The organism is Pseudomonas sp. NY15463 (assembly GCF_048068415.1).
In the GTDB taxonomy this organism is placed as follows: domain Bacteria; phylum Pseudomonadota; class Gammaproteobacteria; order Pseudomonadales; family Pseudomonadaceae; genus Aquipseudomonas; species Aquipseudomonas mosselii_C.
The window spans coordinates 764,716-779,785 of record NZ_JBLUQD010000002.1 but is presented as its reverse complement, the minus strand read 5'-3'; the positions used below and the strand labels follow the sequence as shown (position 1 = coordinate 779,785).

Genomic DNA, 15,070 nt, shown 5'->3' with positions numbered 1-15,070 from the left:
CTTATCCGGTGAAGGGGAGGGTAAGTATCAGCAGGACCTGCATGGCCAGGCATGAGGCCTGGCGCCGCAGCAGGGCCAGCGCGCCCTGGCTTCGCGCCGGCCAGTCGCGGGCGTCGCTGGGGCTGGGCTTGAGGTGCAACTGGTGCAGGGCAAGGTCCAGAGCCTGGGTGTCGGCAGGCAGGTTGGCGCTCGTGGCCAGGTGGGCGAACAGCTCGGCGTCCAGTGCGACACGCACGGCCCAGTACTTGTGGGCCAGGCCGAGTGCCAACAGCAGTAGGCACAGTGTCCTGGGCAGCGCGGGCAGTGCTGCGCCGAACAACGGCGCCAGGCTGCACGCCAGGGCCAGCAGGGTGATGCCGTCCGACAGGCGCTCCAACTGGCGGCCACGGGCTAGCAGGCTGGCGATCACGTGCAAGGTCATGGGCGGCGCTCCAGTCGTTGCAGTGCCTGTCGGTGTGCCGGATGCAGCACGATGCCGGGCCGAGCCTTGCGGATCAGCGTCTGGGCCGCGATGGCATCGGCGCAGCGACCGCTGACCAGCAGCCAGGCGGCCACTGCGCAGGCGCTGCGCGAATAGCCCAGGGCGCAGCAGACCAGGACCGTGCCGTGTTGACGCAGGTGTTCAATCGCCTCGGCGGCCTGTTGCAGGGTTGGCTGATCGGGGGCGATCAGGTCCAGCGATGGTAGGCACAGGTAGTGCGTAAGGGGTGGCGCGGGCAGTTCCGCGCTCATATCGACCATTCCCGCGAACGCCGAAGCCTCAGCGCGTCCAGGAATTCGGCCCAGAAACACGCCATCGCACACCTCATCGGGTTGCGGCCGGCGCCACGTCCATAGCCGCGAGTTGATCCAGGCACCCAGCAAATATGGCCCTAGCAGCCCAAGCGCCGCAACTGACAGGCGCCCATCGGCGCCTTTCTGGAATCCGCCTGCCCCAAGCAGTGCGTAGTTCAACGCCACCAGCAGCAGCGAAAGCGCCGGCCACAGCAACCACAGTGCGGCATGCCCGAACGCCAAGCCCAGCAGGGCGAGTAGCAGTGCCCCCAGCGTATAGCACGCGGCCAACCGCCAACGCTTCGGATCGTGCGCGAGCCGGGCCTGTTGCCAAGGCAGTGGCCCCTCATGCGGCCACAGCCACACACAGGCCAGCCCTGCCAGGGCGCCGGTCGGCACATCGATGAAGTGATGCTGCCAGGTGGTCAGCACCGATACGCCGATCAACCCCATCCAGCCATGCACCAGCCAGCGCAACACGGGTTGGCGGGTGTGCCGTGCGAACATCGTCCAGATGATCACCAGCAGCGCGATATGCAGCGATGGCGCTTGGTTGAAGGGCTTGTCGAAGCCCATCAGCACATCGAACAGCCAACCGAACAGCCCGGTCAACTCCGGTCGCTCGAAGGTGAAGCGCAACGGCCACAGCACAAAGCAACTCACGCTGATGACCTGTGCGCTGAGCAGCGCCAGCGCATGCCGGTCCATTTCCCGATGTGTCAGCGGTAGCAGGAACGACAGCCCGTACAGCAGGTCGATGGACCAGTACGGGATGATTGTCCATGGCCACAGTGGCATCTGCCGTTCCCAGGCGAACACCAGGCTACCGACATCGTCGCGGCTTGCCGTATAGCTGTTACTCAAGCCGTAGCTGAGAAAGAACAACGGCCCGAGCAGCAACAGCCAGAGCACGCCCCGGCGTATCAACCCGGCTTCACGGACCATCAGCGTACCCGCTGGGCCAGGCTGACGCTGAAGATGCCCCATTCGTCGATGCGCTGGGCGATCTTGCGAAAGCCTGCCGCCTCGACCAACTGGTCCATCTCCGCCTGGCTGCGTCGACGCATCACCCAGGCCTGGCCGCCGCGATGGCTGGTGAGGGCGCGGGCGATCATCTCCAATTGCGGGTGCCAGGGCTGGCCGGTGTAGACCAGGTAGCCGCCGTCCTCTACGGCATCGGCCAGGCCAGCCAGGGAATTGCCGACCTGTTCGTTGCTCGGGAACAGTTCGTAGAGGCCGGATACCACGGCGAGGGTGGGGCGTGGGTCGAGGCTGGCCAGGCTGTGGCGGTCGAAGGCATCGCCCTGGACGAAGCGGGCCACGTCGGCCAGGCCTTTTTCTTCGATCAGCGCGTTGCCTTGCTGTACGTTCAGCTCGCTGTAGTCGCGCAGCAGGATCGAATCGGGCAGTTGCTCCAGGCCTTGCAGCGCTTCGAGGATGTAGCGCCCATGGCCTGCGGCGATGTCGACGATGCGCACTGGGCGCTGCTGCTCGTGCAGGCGTGCGATGGCCACGCGCAGCAGTTCCTCGACGTTCAGTTTGCGCTGGCGGATGCCGCGCCAGCCGATGGCGTCGAGGTAGTGGCGGTCGATCAATTCGCCCACGCGGCCTTTGCCGGTGGCTGTATTGCGGTAGACGTAGTCGAGGGTCGAGCCTGAATCGAAACCGGTGTCGAAGCCTAGCTTCACCCCTTCCGAAAGCCCTTTACCCAGTTGCAGGCTGGCGCGGTTCGCGCGCCAGTAGAGGTCACGCAGCGAGTTGCGTGGTAGCGCGGCGGCCAGGCTCTCGGCTTCGGCGCAGCTGGCGCCGCTCTTGTCGGCATCCAGCAGCGAGGGTGCCGGGAGTGGCGAGGCGAAGCAGTGCTCGACGAAACGCTCGATACGCCGTAAGGCATGGGCGCGGTCACGCTCGCCCAGGGTGTCGTGGAAGAACCCTGGCAGGGTGTGCAGCTCTTTACGTGCGCTGCCCAGGCGCTCGAAGAAACGCTCCTGCGGGCCGCGTTCGACCACGAAGTCCGAGCCCGAGACCAGCAGTTGCGTCGGCACCTGGATCGCCTGGGCGTCGGCCACCACGCGGTCGGCGGCTTCGTACAGGCCGAGCAGCATGGTCACTGAGATCGGCCGGCTGATCAGCGGATCGGCCAGGTATGACATGACCCGCTCCGGGTCGTGGGTCAGCAAGCGTGGCTTGACGTAGCTGTTGACGAAGAAGTTGCCGCGCAGGGCCTTGAGCAGCTTCAGCCCCGGACGGGCGAAGGGCACGTAAAGCTTGACCTTGAACGCAGGCGAGGCGAGCACCAGGCAGCGCACTTTCGGTGCGTAGTCGTGGGCCCAGGTGGCGATCAGCACTGCCCCAACGCTTTGCGCCAGCACCACCATGTCGGCTTCGGCGATGCCGTGTCGGTCTTGCAGGTGCTCAATGAAGGTCTGCACGTCGCGCACGCTGGTGGCAAAGCTTGGGCTGTCGCCGCGAGCACCAGGCGATTGGCCGTGCCCGCGGGCGTCCCAGGCGAAGAAGTCATAGCCGGGCATGTCCAGTTCGTCGGCCAGGTGCGCCATGCGCCCGCCGTGTTCGTGACCGCGATGGAACATCACCAGCGCCCGGCGCGGCTGGTGTTCGTTGCGCGTGGCAGGCCAGTGACGGTAGTGCAGCTCGACCCCGTCATGGGTGGAGAAATGCAGCGATTGCGCTTGGCGCATGGCGAATATCCTTGTCCGACGGCGGGAGGCTCAGCGGGTTTCGGCCAGACCCTGGCGAACCCGGTTGTACAGGGTATAGAGCGAGAGCAGCAGGATGACCAGCAACAGGCTGTTGAGCCAGGTGGCGCTCAGCAGGCCACAGGCGACCACGGTGCCGAGCACGCCGAACGCGAACGCCCGGTCGCTCTTGCCCATTGGCCCGTCATAGCGTCGCGAGGCCCCGGCCAACGGGCCCATGACTCCGGCGTATTCGGTTATCAGCGCGAGCAGCACCACCAGCACCACCAGCGCTGGCCAAACCCCCGGCAGCAGGGCGAAGGGCAGGTACAGGGCGGCGTCGGCGATCACGTCGCACAGCTCGTTGAGGTAGGCGCCCAGCTTCGATTGCTGGCCGAACTCGCGGGCGAGCATGCCATCGACGGCGTTCAGCGCCATGCGTAGCAGCATCCACACCGGGATCAGGATGAACATCCAGGCCACATGCGGCAGCCAGGCCAGCAACAGGCCAATGGCGATGGAGATCACCGCGGCGACGACGGTGACCTGGTTGGCGGTGACGCCGCGTTCATGCAGGCGCTTGACGCCGGGGCGCAACAGCGCCTGGAAACGCGGTTTGAGCTGGTAGATCGATGGCACGTGGAACTCCATTTCAGGGTGCGGCGAAGTGGATTGTGGGGAATCCGTTGGGTTGGCGGCAAGCCTGAGAGTTCCTACATGTGAAACGGACGATGCTTGCGCCAAAACGCACAATGTCCGGCTTGTCGCTGCGGGTGCGTGTAGTGTGTATTTGGCTTTCTTTTTGATCATGCCCCGACGATCAATGGAGACAGACCATGAAATTCCCTGTTGTGCTGCACAAGGACGCAGATTCGGACTACGGCGTGACCGTGCCCGATGTACCGGGTTGCTTCTCGGCTGGTGCTACCGTGTCGCAGGCGCTGGAGAACGTTCACGAAGCGCTGGCCTTGCATTTTGAAGGGCTGGTGGCTGACGACGAGCCATTGCCGCAGGCCGAGGAGGTCGACGTGCATGTGGCCAATCCCGACTACGCCGGGGGTGTTTGGGCGGTGGTGGATTTCGACGTCACGCCATACCTGGGTAAGGCGGTGCGCTTCAATGCCACGTTGCCGGAGAACCTGTTGCAGCGTATCGACGAGAAGGTCAAGCGCGACCACCGTTACGTTTCGCGCTCCGGGTTCCTCGCGTCAGCCGCGCTGCGTGAATTGGCGCTGGCACACTGAGCGAGCGCGGCGTTGCAGGCTGGCTCTAGCGCCTAGGTTGGCCTTCAGCCCGCATCCAGATGCGCCACCAATGCTGCCGCGTAACCTGGCAACAGCGAAAAGTCCCGCGCACAGACCAGCAGCTTACGGTTGGCCCAGTCGTCGCGCAGTGCTACCCAGCGCAGCGGCAATACCCCCTCCCAACGTCGCACCGAGGCCAGTGGTAGTACCCCGACTCCCGCGCCGCCGGCGACCATGCGGATTATCCCGTCAAACCCTTCGGCCCTCACCCGCACCTGCATTCGTCGCCCCAGGCGCAGTGCCTGTTCTTCAAGGTGCAGCGCCAAGGCGCTGTGCGGTCCGAGGCAAACGTGGCCGTGGGCGAGGCTGGCGCCGAAGTCCGGCTGGTGGATTGCGGCCAGTGGATGCACCAGTGGCATCACCAGCACCAACGGGTCGTCGCGAAAGGGGCGGGTCTGTAGGTGAGCGCTGGGCGCGGCGCTAGAGACGATGCCCAAGTCCGCCATGCCCTGGGTGATGGCCTGGACGATGCGCAGGCTGGGTTGTTCCTGAACATCGACGCTTACTCCAGGATGGTCGGCCAAGTAACCGGCCAGCAACTCCGGCAGGTATTCGGTGAGGGCCGCTGTATTGCACAGCAAGCGTACCTGGCCTTGCTGGCCCTGGGCGTATTGCGCGAGATCGTATTGCAGACGTTCCACCTGCTGGCCGATCAGTCGTGCATGTTGCAGCAAGGCCTGGCCGGCCGGGGTGGGGTGCACGCCACGGCGGTTGCGTTCGAGCAGCGCGATGCCCAGCGAGGCCTCCATGGCGCGAATGCGCGCGCTGGCTGCGGGCAGCGACAGGTGGCTGCGGGCAGCTCCTGCGGTGATGTTGCCGCATTCCAACGTGTGTTGGAACAGCGTGAGGTCGATCAGATCGAAATGCATCAGCCTCTGTCCTGGCAAGAGTCTGGCTGAGTATATGGCAGATTTTCAGGGCGCTGGCGCTGCCTCAACATGCCGCCATGAATACCGTTATCGCGTTCTATCAGCACATTGGCCCAGCACTGACAGTGCTGGTGATCTTCACATTCCTGGTGGCCGGTGCGGTCAAGGGGGTGATCGGCCTGGGTTTGCCCACCATCGCCATGGGGCTGTTGGGCCTGGCTATGCCTCCAGCGCAGGCTGCGGCTTTGCTGATCGTGCCATCGACGCTTACCAACCTTTGGCAATTGGCGAGTGGCGGTCACTTGCTGGCGTTGCTTCGAAGGCTAGGCGGCATGCTGCTGATGATCTTCGTCGGCACCTTGCTGGGCAGTGTCTGGCTGGGGATCGATAGCGGGCCGTGGGCGGCCCATGCGCTGGGCGGCGCGTTGCTGGTGTATGCGCTGTACGGTCTGGCGGGGCCGGGGTTGCGGGTGGCACCCGCGTGGGAGAAGTGGCTTGGGCCCTTGTGCGGGCTGCTGACTGGCGTTGTCACGGCAGCCACCGGCGTCTTTGTGATGCCGGCGGTGCCCTATCTGCAAGGGCTGGGGCTCGACCGCGACCAGATGGTCCAGGCCTTGGGCCTGTCGTTCACCGTCTCGACCCTGGCGCTGGCCGTTGGCCTGGCAGGCCAGGATGCCCTGGGCGGCCCAGCGCTCGGCGCCTCCTTGCTGATGCTGGCACCGGCGCTGCTGGGCCTGTTCGCCGGGCAATGGCTACGCGGGCGGATCAGCGCAGTGCTGTTCAAGCGCTGCTTCTTCATCGGCCTTGCGCTGCTCGGCGCTCATCTGCTGATCAACGGTTAGCCGAGGAGGGGCTGAGCATGTCGATCATCTGGATGTCGAAATCGCGTTCCAGATAGTCCATGCGCCGTTCGAAGAACGCCTGCATGTGCGGCAAGGCCGAGTGCACCTCCAGCGCAGCCTGGTCGGCCCAGACTTCGAAGAACACGAACAGGCTCGGGTCTTGGCGATCACGCAGCATGTGGTATTCGATGCAGCCCGGCTCCTGGCGGCTCGGCTCGACGAAGGGGCGGAACAATTGCTCGAAGGCTTCGGCCATTTCCGGGCGGGTTTTGGCTTTGAGGATGAAGGCGTGTTGCTGGCTCATGGGGTTTTCCTGAGTGGGCAAAGTCAGGCCACAGTCTAAGGCAACAATGCTGAGCTGATTCGTGAAATCCAAGCAAATGTATTTTGCCCCATTGCCGCTGTTTCCTTCGCTCGCGAGTGCCTAACCTGCCGGCAAATCCATTCCAGAGTTGTCCTCTCCATGAAAAAGATCCTGTTGCTCAACGGCGGAAAACGCTTCGCCCACTCCGAGGGCCGCCTCAACCAGACCTTGCACGAAGCCGCCCTGGCGCACCTGGACCGCGCCGGTTTCGATGTGCAGGAAACCTTCATCGATGGTGGGTACGACGTTCAGGCCGAGGTCGAGAAGTTCCTTTGGGCCGATGTGATCGTCTACCAGATGCCCGGCTGGTGGATGGGCGCGCCGTGGACCGTGAAGAAGTACCTCGACGAGGTCTTCACCGCAGGCCATGGCAGCCTGTACGCCAACGATGGCCGTACCCGTTCGGATGCTTCGCAGAAGTACGGCAGCGGTGGACTGGTACAGGGCAAGCAGTACATGCTGTCGCTGACCTGGAATGCTCCGCAGCAGGCCTTCGACGACCCGAGTGATTTCTTCGAGGGCAAGGGCGTGGACGCGGTGTACTTCCCGTTCCACAAGGCCAACCAGTTCCTTGGCATGCGCGGTCTGCCGACGTTCCTTGCGGTGGACGTGATGAAGCGCCCGGATGTGCCGGCGGCACTGGCGGCGTATGAGCAGCACCTGGATACGGTTTTCGGCAAGGCGCAGTGAGTGCCCCGGCGCGGCTGCCGATGCCTTGCATCGCGCTGGCCGAGCGGTTATCAATCAGTTCAACCCGCTGCCAAGGCCATTGCCTGTGAAAACCCGTTCCGAAGAGCTCCAGGTATTCGTCGCCGTCATCGACTGCGGTTCGATTTCGGCCGCTGCCGAGTTGATCGGCCAGACCCCGTCGGCGATCAGTCGCACCCTGGCGCGTCTGGAGGGCAAGCTCGGCACCACGCTGGTCAACCGCACCACCCGGCGTATGGACCTGACCGAAGAAGGGCGGTTCTTCCTCGAACGCGCGCGGTTGATCCTGGAACAGATGGACGAACTCGAAGAGCGCCTGTCGATGCACCGCCAGACCCCGTCCGGTCGTTTGCGCATCAATGCGGCGGGGCCGTTCATGCTGCACGCGATCCTGCCGTGGATCGGCGAGTTCCGCCAGCAGTACCCCGGCATCGAACTGGAACTGAACACCGACGACCTGATCATCGACCTGCTGGAACAGAGCACCGACGTGGCCATCCGTATTGGCGAACTGGCCGACTCCAGCCTGCACGCACGTTCGCTGGGGTGCAGCCCGGTGCAGGTACTCGCAAGCCCTGAGTACCTCGCCCGGCATGGCACGCCACAGACTGTCGAAGACCTGCACGCCCATTGCCTGCTCGGCTTCAGCGCCCCCGAATCGCTCAACCTGTGGCCACTGCGCCATGCCGAGGGCGACCGCTGGCGGATCCGCCCACAACTGCTTGCCTCCAGCGGCGAGACGCTGCGTCAGCTGGCCTTGGCGGGGGAGGGCATCGTCAGCCTGTCGCACTTCATGACCCACGAAGACATCCGCGCCGGGCGCTTGCAGGTGCTGTTGGCTGCGCACAACAACGGCTATCGCCAGCCGATCCACGCGGTCTATTACCGCAACACCCAACTGGCCCTGCGTATCCAGTGCTTCCTCGATTTCATCCAGCAGAAACTTGCCATGTACGCCTGCACAGTTGCCTGAACGCGACAGGTTGTGTCCGGTGGCGGCGTGGATCCTTGGGGGCGTTTGCTTGTTCGGGCCCCTTCGGCCTTAATGAGTGATCGACAAAAACAACACCAAGGATGTGCCCATGCGTCTTGTCATGTTCCAGCCATTGGCCCTCGGGGCCGCGATCCTGAGCTGTTCTTCCGCCTTTGCCGTCACCCTCGAAGGCGGCGCGGTGGCCGCGCCTGATCAATATGGCGCACAGGTGGCCGCCGATATTCTCAAAAAAGGCGGCAATGCGGTGGACGCAGCGGTGGCCACCGCCTTCACCCTGGCAGTCACCTATCCTGAGGCCGGCAACATCGGCGGTGGCGGTTTCATGACGTTGTACGTCGATGGCAAGCCGTATTTCCTCGATTACCGCGAAGTGGCGCCCAAGGCCGCGACGCGCAACATGTACCTGGACGACAAAGGCGAGGTGATCGAGAACCTCAGCCTGGTCGGTGCCCGCGCCGCCGGTGTGCCGGGTACAGTGATGGGGTTGTGGGAAGCCCACCAGAAGTTCGGCAAGCTCAAGTGGAGCGAGCTGCTGACCCCTGCCATCGGCTACGCGAAGAATGGCTTCAAGATCGCCCAGAAGCAGTACCAATACCGTGACGATGCCCAGGGCCTGTTCAAGACCGCCACCAACTTCAACGACTACTTTGGCCACATGAAAGTCGGTGAACTGTTCAAGCAGCCGGAGCTTGCGCAAACCCTGGAGCGCATTGCCGACAAAGGTGTGAGTGAGTTCTACCAGGGCAAGACCGCCGACCTGCTGGTGGCGCAGATGCAGGCTGACAAAGGCCTGATCACCAAGGACGACCTCAAGGGCTACAAAGCCGTGTGGCGTGACCCGATTGCCATCGATTGGCGCGGCAACGTGGTCTACACCGCGCCGCCGCCAAGCTCAGGCGGCGTGGCCTTGGCCCAGTTGCTCGGCATCAAGGAAGACCGTGCGGCCGACTTCAAGGGCCTGGCGCACAATTCGGCGCAGTATATTCACCTGCTGGCCGAGATCGAGAAGCGCGTGTTCGCCGACCGCGCCGACTACCTGGGCGACCCAGGATTCACCAAGGTTCCGGTTGACCAACTGGTGGCCAAGGACTACCTGGCCAAGCGTGCCGCCCAGGTGAACCCGAAAGCGATCTCCGAGACCGACAAGGTCAAGCCGGGCCTCGAACCGCACCAGACCACGCACTTCTCCATCGTCGACAAGCAGGGCAATGCGGTGAGCAACACCTACACCCTCAACCTCGACTACGGCAGCGGTGTCGTGGTCAAGGGCGCGGGCTTCCTGCTCAACGACGAAATGGACGACTTCAGCTCCAAGCCTGGCACGGCCAACGTATTCGGGGTGGTGGGCGGGGATGCCAACGCCATCGAGCCTGGCAAGCGCATGCTTTCGTCCATGAGCCCGAGCTTGGTCACCCGTGACGGACACGTGGTACTGGTGCTGGGCACTCCGGGCGGCTCGCGGATCTTCACTTCGATCTTCCAGGTGATGAACAACCTGTACGATTTCGGCATGCCGCTGCAAAAAGCCGTGGCTGCGCAGCGGGTGCACCACCAGCTGCTGCCCAAGGACACCATTTACTTCGACAGCTATGCGCCGCTCAAAGGGCCCGTGGCGGATGAACTGAAGAAGATGGGCTATGTGCTGGAGGATCAGGGCTGGGAGATGGGCGATATCCAGGCAATCCGTGTGACCGGACAGACGCTTGAGACAGCGTCTGACCCGCGGGGCAGGGGGGTTGGGATGGTCGTCAAGTAAGTCGTTGCCTGCTTGGGAGGGCTTTGCCCTCCCAATCGCGGCACAAGGCCGCCCGGCGTTGACTCAGCGGCCTTGCGCCGCGAACGGGGCGCGCAGCGGCCCCAGGATCTGAACCTCATGCACGATTGCCGGGAGGGCTGCGACCTCCTTTCGCGGCACGAGGCCGCTCCTACAGGAGCGGGCCCTGACGCTTGGGGTCAGACGCGGAACTGGCTGACCAGGTTCTGCAAATGCCCGCCCAGGCGCGCCAGCTCGACGCTGGAGGCGGCGGTTTCGTCGCTGGCGGCGGCGGTTTGCTCGGACACATCACGCACGTTCAGGATGCTGCGGCTGATTTCCTCGGCCACGGCGCTCTGCTGTTCGGCCGCGGCGGCAATCTGCTGGTTCATCGACTGGATGTTGGACACCGTGCGGGTGATGTTCTCGAGCGAGCTTCCAGCCTTGCGCGCCAGCTCCACGCTGCTGTCGGTCAGGCTACGACTACCGCTCATCACGTCGGCGACCTGCTGGGTGCCTTGTTGCAGGCTGGCGATCAGGCCTTCGATCTCTTCGGTGGACTGCTGGGTGCGCTGGGCCAGGCCACGCACTTCGTCGGCGACCACCGCAAAACCGCGCCCGGCCTCACCGGCACGCGCGGCCTCGATCGCAGCGTTCAGGGCCAGCAGGTTGGTCTGCTCGGCCACCGACTTGATCACGTCCATCACGCTGCCGATCTTCTGGCTTTCCTGCTGCAGCAGGTTCATCGCGTCGGTGGAGCGGTTGACCTCGTTGGCCAGGCGCTCGATCTGGCTGATCGCCTCGCCGACTACCTTGTCACCGCTGCGCGCCTCGCCATCGGCGTGGGTCGCGGCCGTCGCGGCCTGTTCGGCGTTACGCGCCACTTCCTGCACGGTGGCGGCCATTTCGTGCATGGCCGTGGCCACCTGGTCGGTCTCGACCTTCTGGCTGTTGGCGCCGGCACTGGTTTGCTCGGTCACCGCCGACAGCTCCTCGGCGGCACTGGCAATCTGGGTGACGCCGTCACGGATACCGGTGATCAGTTCGCGCAGGGTCGTGCCCATGCGGCTGATGCCTTGTTGCAGTACGCCCAGTTCGTCGCGACGGGTAACGCGCAAGGTGTGGGTCAGGTCGCCACCGGCGATGCGCTCCACGGCGTCCAGGGTTTCGCGCAAGGGGCGGGTGATCTGACGGGTGATCAGCACGGCGGCGAGTACACCGACCAACAGCGCCAGCAAAGTGGCGATGATCTGCATGTTGCGCGCCTGTGCGCTTTCGATGTCACGGCGCTCGATCTGGATGGCGTAAAGCGCGTCACTGGTCTTGACGATATTGGCGCCTTGCACGGTCATTTCGGCGCGGGCAGTGGCGATGGCGACCACGGCATCGCGGAACTGACGCACGGCGTCGCGGTAGGCCTGCACCGACTGCTCGAACTGCTGTACGCGGGCAGCGTCGTCGGGCAGCTCGCGCTTGAGCGTCTGCACCTCACCGAGCGCCGCATCCAGCTGGCGCAGCGCCGCCTGTTCGTTGGCCGCAGAGGTTTCGGCGATGTAGCCGCGTACGTCGATGCGCACTTGCAGCAGTTGCTGGCGCGCTTTGCTGATCAATTGGTACTGGGCCAAGCGCACGCTGTCGGTTTCGCTGCGGGCCATCACGTCCTGGCTCAGGGCGTCCATGGCCGCATCAGAGCGTGCCGCCGATGCGTTCATGGCGTCGCGGGCGGCATTGGAGGTCTTGTAGCCGGCACGCATCTTGTTCAGCGATACCTTGTAATCGCTGACAGTCTGCCCCAGGTCACGCAGCAGCTTGACGTTCTCGGGGCTCTTGAAGGTGTTGACCAGGTAGTCCTGTTGCTTGCTGAACGCGTCCAGCTTGGTCTGCGTATTGGCCGCCGCTGCGTCGTCGCCGTCGGCGATCATGTATTGCAGGCGGGCCACGCGCAGTTCGGTCAGGTACTTGTTGAGCTGGCCGATGTCGCCCATCCAGTTGCTGCGGTTGATAAGGCTGCCCAGGCTGTTCCAGCCGGTCAGGGCCAACAGGCCTGTGAGTACCAGCACCAGGCCGAAGCCCAGGCCGAGTTTGAGGTTGACGCTGATATTGGCGAACCAGCTGTTCATGCACGCTCTCCCGAATTTGATTTCGTTGACTTGATCTCAAATCGCGGGCGTTGTTCTTGTGCCTGGCCCTGCTGATTCGTGCAGCTGTTATCGGCACTGGCGCATGAAAGCTGAAACGCTTTTTCAGCAGATTTGTAAGCGCGCGATACGAGCCTGTCTAGGGCGCGCAAAGCGCCCTACAGGGCTACAGGCTGCGGCTTGAGAACGTATCGCATTGCTTCACATTGCCGCTGCCGAATCCGGCCTTGAACCAGTGCACTCGCTGCTGCGAGGTGCCGTGGGTGAACGAATCGGGAACCACCCGCCCCTGGCTCTGCTGTTGTAGGCGATCATCACCGATGGCGTTGGCCGCGTTCAGTGCTTCTTCTACGTCGCCCGGCTCCAGCCAGTTCAGGCGCTTCTGCGCGTGGTAGGCCCACACCCCGGCCAGGCAGTCGGCCTGCAACTCCTGGCGCACCAGCAGGCCATTGTCGCCCTCCATGCGCTGGCCGCTGCGCCGCGCCGCGTCGACCTTGGCCGACACGCCGAGCAAGGTTTGCACGTGATGGCCGATTTCGTGGGCGATCACATACGCCTGGGCGAAGTCGCCAGCGGCGGCGAAGCGGGTTTCCATTTCGCTGAAGAAAGTCATGTCCAGGTACACCCGCTGGTCGGCTGGGCAGTAGAACGGTCCGACCGCTGAAGAGGCCAAGCCGCACGCCGAGTTCACCTGACCGCTAAACAGCACCAGCTTGGGCTCCTGGTACTGCTTGCCGGCTTGCGCGAACAAGGCATTCCAGGTGTCCTCGGTGTCGCCGAGGATCGAGGCGACGAACTCGGCTTGCTCGTCGTTGGCCGGCGGTGCCTTGCTGCCGGCACCGCTTGGCACGCTTTGCTGCTGCTCCATCTGCCCGACCAGTTGGCCAAGAATCTGCAGCGGGTCCTGCCCGGTGAGCCAGCCGATGCCGACGATCAGCACAATGGCGCCCAGCCCCAGGCCCTTGCCACCGCCGAAACGCATGCCGCCGCCCCCTTCGCCACGGGCGTCGACCACGTTGTCGCTGCGTCGGCCTTTTCGCCATTCCATGAGATGCTCTCCGATTTTTTGAAACATCAAGACAAAAGATTAGATCAGCGTGGTGGTAGTACCACCGGTTTTGGCTTAACCAAACGGTTAAGCCTATGACCGTCAATTTCAATATTCATCCCGGGTGACCTATCGGAAACTGCAAGTCCGCCTGCCACGACCAGGCGATTCGATAATTCCAAGAGAGGAAACCGGCATGCCCGCTCAGGACAACAGCCGCTTCGTGATCCGTGATCGCAATTGGCACCCCAAGGCCTTCACGCCTGACTACAAGACATCCATCGCCCGTTCCCCGCGCCAGGCGCTGGTGAGCATCCCGCAGTCGATCAGCGAAACCACCGGTCCGGACTTTTCGCACCTGCGCTTCGGCGAGCACGATCATGACCTGCTGCTGAACTTCAACAACGGCGGCTTGCCCATCGGCGAGCGCATCATCGTTGCCGGGCGCGTCGTGGATCAATATGGAAAGCCCGTCCCCAATACGTTGGTGGAGATGTGGCAGGCCAATGCTGGTGGCCGCTACCGCCACAAGAACGACCGCTACCTTGCACCGCTCGATCCGAACTTCGGCGGGGTCGGTCGCTGCCTGACCGACCGTGACGGCTACTACAGCTTCCGCACCATCAAGCCGGGCCCCTACCCATGGCGCAACGGCCCCAACGACTGGCGCCCGGCGCATATCCACTTCTCGATCAGCGGTCCGTCGATCGCCACCAAGCTGATCACCCAGTTGTACTTCGAGGGTGATCCTCTGATTCCGATGTGCCCGATCGTCAAGTCGATTGCCAACCCCGACGCCGTCGAGCGGCTGATCGCCAAGCTCGACATGAGCCACGCCAACCCCATGGATTGCCTGGCCTATCGCTTCGATATCGTGCTGCGTGGTCAGCGCCAAACCCACTTCGAGAATCGCTGAGGAGCCCCGTCATGCCTATCGAACTGCTGCCGGAAACCCCTTCTCAGACTGCCGGTCCCTACGTCCACATCGGTTTGGCCCTGGAGGCTGCCGGCAATCCAACCCGAGACCAGGAAATCTGGAGCCGCCTGGCCAAGCCGGGCGCCCCGGGCGAGCACATCCTGCTGATCGGCCACGTGTACGACGGCAACGGCCATCTGGTCCGTGACTCGTTCCTGGAAGTCTGGCAGGCCGACGGCAATGGCCAGTATCAGGATGCCTACGCTGCGGAAAACCTGTTCAACAGCTTCGGTCGTACCGCCACCACTTTCGATGCTGGCGAGTGGACGCTGCATACCGTGAAACCGGGGGTGGTGAACAACGCCGCAGGTGTGCCGATGGCGCCGCACATCAACATCAGCTTGTTTGCCCGGGGGATCAACATTCACCTGCACACCCGGCTGTACTTCGATGACGAGGCGCAGGCCAACGCCAAGTGCCCGGTGCTCAACCTGATCGAGCAGCCGCAACGTCGCGAAACCCTGATCGCCAAGCGTTGCGAGGTCGATGGGCAGACGGCCTATCGCTTCGATATCCGTATTCAGGGGGAAGGGGAGACGGTGTTCTTCGACTTCTGATCGCGCTCGCATGCAATCGCGGGGCAAGTCGCAAGGTCGACTTGCCC

General features: G+C 63.8%; 15 protein-coding genes. 7 read left to right on the top strand and 8 right to left on the bottom strand.

What is annotated here, in order from left to right; genetic code table 11:
- Position 1: 1 nt before the first annotated feature.
- Genes ACNFIC_RS07755 through ACNFIC_RS07740 form a run of 4 tightly spaced genes read right to left on the bottom strand, consistent with a single transcriptional unit; the run spans position 2 to position 4,109 of the window.
- Positions 2 to 421 carry a hypothetical protein gene (locus ACNFIC_RS07755; protein ID WP_416780608.1) on the bottom strand — a complete coding sequence of 140 codons (420 nt, stop codon included), beginning with the start codon at positions 419 to 421 and terminating at the stop codon, positions 2 to 4.
- Complete coding sequence (locus ACNFIC_RS07750; protein ID WP_416780606.1) at positions 418 to 1,719, bottom strand: phosphatase PAP2/dual specificity phosphatase family protein; 1,302 nt, start codon at positions 1,717 to 1,719, stop codon at positions 418 to 420. The genes ACNFIC_RS07755 and ACNFIC_RS07750 overlap by 4 nt, the downstream gene beginning before the upstream one ends.
- Positions 1,719 to 3,473, bottom strand: a complete 1,755-nt coding sequence (locus ACNFIC_RS07745) for a bifunctional alpha/beta hydrolase/class I SAM-dependent methyltransferase (RefSeq protein ID WP_138219083.1) — start codon at positions 3,471 to 3,473, stop codon at positions 1,719 to 1,721. The genes ACNFIC_RS07750 and ACNFIC_RS07745 overlap by 1 nt, the downstream gene beginning before the upstream one ends.
- Before the next feature lie 30 nt (positions 3,474 to 3,503).
- Complete coding sequence (locus ACNFIC_RS07740; RefSeq protein WP_416780604.1) at positions 3,504 to 4,109, bottom strand: CDP-alcohol phosphatidyltransferase family protein; 606 nt, start codon at positions 4,107 to 4,109, stop codon at positions 3,504 to 3,506.
- Positions 4,110 to 4,306: 197 nt separating this feature from the next.
- On the opposite strand from ACNFIC_RS07740, the gene ACNFIC_RS07735 reads away from it, so the two are divergent.
- Entirely contained in the window at positions 4,307 to 4,714 is a 408-nt protein-coding gene (locus tag ACNFIC_RS07735; RefSeq protein WP_416780601.1) for a type II toxin-antitoxin system HicB family antitoxin, read from the top strand.
- Positions 4,715 to 4,758: 44 nt separating this feature from the next.
- On the opposite strand, the gene ACNFIC_RS07730 is transcribed toward ACNFIC_RS07735, so the two are convergent.
- A complete protein-coding gene (locus tag ACNFIC_RS07730) occupies positions 4,759 to 5,643 on the bottom strand; it encodes a LysR family transcriptional regulator (protein ID WP_416780599.1) in 885 nt (294 codons plus the stop codon).
- Positions 5,644 to 5,720: 77 nt separating this feature from the next.
- Here ACNFIC_RS07730 and ACNFIC_RS07725 point away from each other — a divergent pair, with 77 nt between their 5' ends.
- Complete coding sequence (locus ACNFIC_RS07725; RefSeq protein WP_416780597.1) at positions 5,721 to 6,485, top strand: sulfite exporter TauE/SafE family protein; 765 nt, start codon at positions 5,721 to 5,723, stop codon at positions 6,483 to 6,485.
- Here the strand turns inward: ACNFIC_RS07725 and ACNFIC_RS07720 are convergent.
- Positions 6,475 to 6,789, bottom strand: a complete 315-nt coding sequence (locus ACNFIC_RS07720; protein ID WP_138219078.1) for a putative quinol monooxygenase — start codon at positions 6,787 to 6,789, stop codon at positions 6,475 to 6,477. The two genes, ACNFIC_RS07725 and ACNFIC_RS07720, sit on opposite strands and share 11 nt — an antisense overlap.
- 159 nt (positions 6,790 to 6,948) lie before the next feature.
- Here ACNFIC_RS07720 and ACNFIC_RS07715 point away from each other — a divergent pair, with 159 nt between their 5' ends.
- From ACNFIC_RS07715 to ggt, 3 genes are all read left to right on the top strand, one after another.
- Positions 6,949 to 7,539 carry an NAD(P)H-dependent oxidoreductase gene (locus ACNFIC_RS07715; protein WP_416780594.1) on the top strand — a complete coding sequence of 197 codons (591 nt, stop codon included), beginning with the start codon at positions 6,949 to 6,951 and terminating at the stop codon, positions 7,537 to 7,539.
- Positions 7,540 to 7,624: 85 nt separating this feature from the next.
- Positions 7,625 to 8,530: a LysR family transcriptional regulator gene (locus tag ACNFIC_RS07710; RefSeq protein ID WP_138219076.1), complete on the top strand. Its 906-nt coding sequence runs from the start codon at positions 7,625 to 7,627 to the stop codon at positions 8,528 to 8,530.
- 109 nt (positions 8,531 to 8,639) lie between these two features.
- A complete protein-coding gene (gene ggt / locus ACNFIC_RS07705; protein ID WP_138219075.1) occupies positions 8,640 to 10,307 on the top strand; it encodes a gamma-glutamyltransferase in 1,668 nt (555 codons plus the stop codon).
- A 197-nt stretch (positions 10,308 to 10,504) separates the two neighbouring features.
- Here ggt and ACNFIC_RS07700 read toward each other — a convergent pair whose 3' ends face one another.
- Positions 10,505 to 12,289, bottom strand: a complete 1,785-nt coding sequence (locus ACNFIC_RS07700) for a methyl-accepting chemotaxis protein (RefSeq protein ID WP_416780643.1) — start codon at positions 12,287 to 12,289, stop codon at positions 10,505 to 10,507.
- A gap of 319 nt (positions 12,290 to 12,608) precedes the next feature.
- Positions 12,609 to 13,490, bottom strand: coding sequence for a neutral zinc metallopeptidase (locus ACNFIC_RS07695; protein WP_138219073.1), 882 nt, complete (start codon positions 13,488 to 13,490; stop codon positions 12,609 to 12,611).
- 196 nt (positions 13,491 to 13,686) lie between these two features.
- Here ACNFIC_RS07695 and pcaH point away from each other — a divergent pair, with 196 nt between their 5' ends.
- Both pcaH and pcaG read left to right on the top strand, forming a co-directional pair.
- Positions 13,687 to 14,406 (top strand): protocatechuate 3,4-dioxygenase subunit beta, encoded by a 720-nt coding sequence (gene pcaH, locus ACNFIC_RS07690; RefSeq protein ID WP_138219072.1) that lies wholly within the window; start codon positions 13,687 to 13,689, stop codon positions 14,404 to 14,406.
- Positions 14,407 to 14,417: 11 nt separating this feature from the next.
- A complete protein-coding gene (pcaG, locus tag ACNFIC_RS07685) occupies positions 14,418 to 15,023 on the top strand; it encodes a protocatechuate 3,4-dioxygenase subunit alpha (protein ID WP_138219071.1) in 606 nt (201 codons plus the stop codon).
- The last annotated feature ends 47 nt before the right edge of the window (positions 15,024 to 15,070 follow it).

Excerpts from the sequence above, each read along its gene's own strand:
- ACNFIC_RS07735 (WP_416780601.1), top strand. The coding sequence starts at position 4,307 with ATGAAATTCCCTGTTGTGCTGCACAAGGACGCAGATTCGGACTACGGC.
- ACNFIC_RS07750 (WP_416780606.1), bottom strand. The coding sequence starts at position 1,719 with ATGGTCCGTGAAGCCGGGTTGATACGCCGGGGCGTGCTCTGGCTGTTG.
- ACNFIC_RS07695 (WP_138219073.1), bottom strand. The coding sequence starts at position 13,490 with ATGGAATGGCGAAAAGGCCGACGCAGCGACAACGTGGTCGACGCCCGT.
- ACNFIC_RS07730 (WP_416780599.1), bottom strand. The coding sequence starts at position 5,643 with ATGCATTTCGATCTGATCGACCTCACGCTGTTCCAACACACGTTGGAA.
- ACNFIC_RS07755 (WP_416780608.1), bottom strand. The coding sequence starts at position 421 with ATGACCTTGCACGTGATCGCCAGCCTGCTAGCCCGTGGCCGCCAGTTG.
- pcaH (WP_138219072.1), top strand. The coding sequence starts at position 13,687 with ATGCCCGCTCAGGACAACAGCCGCTTCGTGATCCGTGATCGCAATTGG.
- ACNFIC_RS07745 (WP_138219083.1), bottom strand. The coding sequence starts at position 3,473 with ATGCGCCAAGCGCAATCGCTGCATTTCTCCACCCATGACGGGGTCGAG.
- ACNFIC_RS07715 (WP_416780594.1), top strand. The coding sequence starts at position 6,949 with ATGAAAAAGATCCTGTTGCTCAACGGCGGAAAACGCTTCGCCCACTCC.
- ggt (WP_138219075.1), top strand. The coding sequence starts at position 8,640 with ATGCGTCTTGTCATGTTCCAGCCATTGGCCCTCGGGGCCGCGATCCTG.
- ACNFIC_RS07700 (WP_416780643.1), bottom strand. The coding sequence starts at position 12,289 with ATGGGCGACATCGGCCAGCTCAACAAGTACCTGACCGAACTGCGCGTG.
- ACNFIC_RS07725 (WP_416780597.1), top strand. The coding sequence starts at position 5,721 with ATGAATACCGTTATCGCGTTCTATCAGCACATTGGCCCAGCACTGACA.
- ACNFIC_RS07720 (WP_138219078.1), bottom strand. The coding sequence starts at position 6,789 with ATGAGCCAGCAACACGCCTTCATCCTCAAAGCCAAAACCCGCCCGGAA.
- pcaG (WP_138219071.1), top strand. The coding sequence starts at position 14,418 with ATGCCTATCGAACTGCTGCCGGAAACCCCTTCTCAGACTGCCGGTCCC.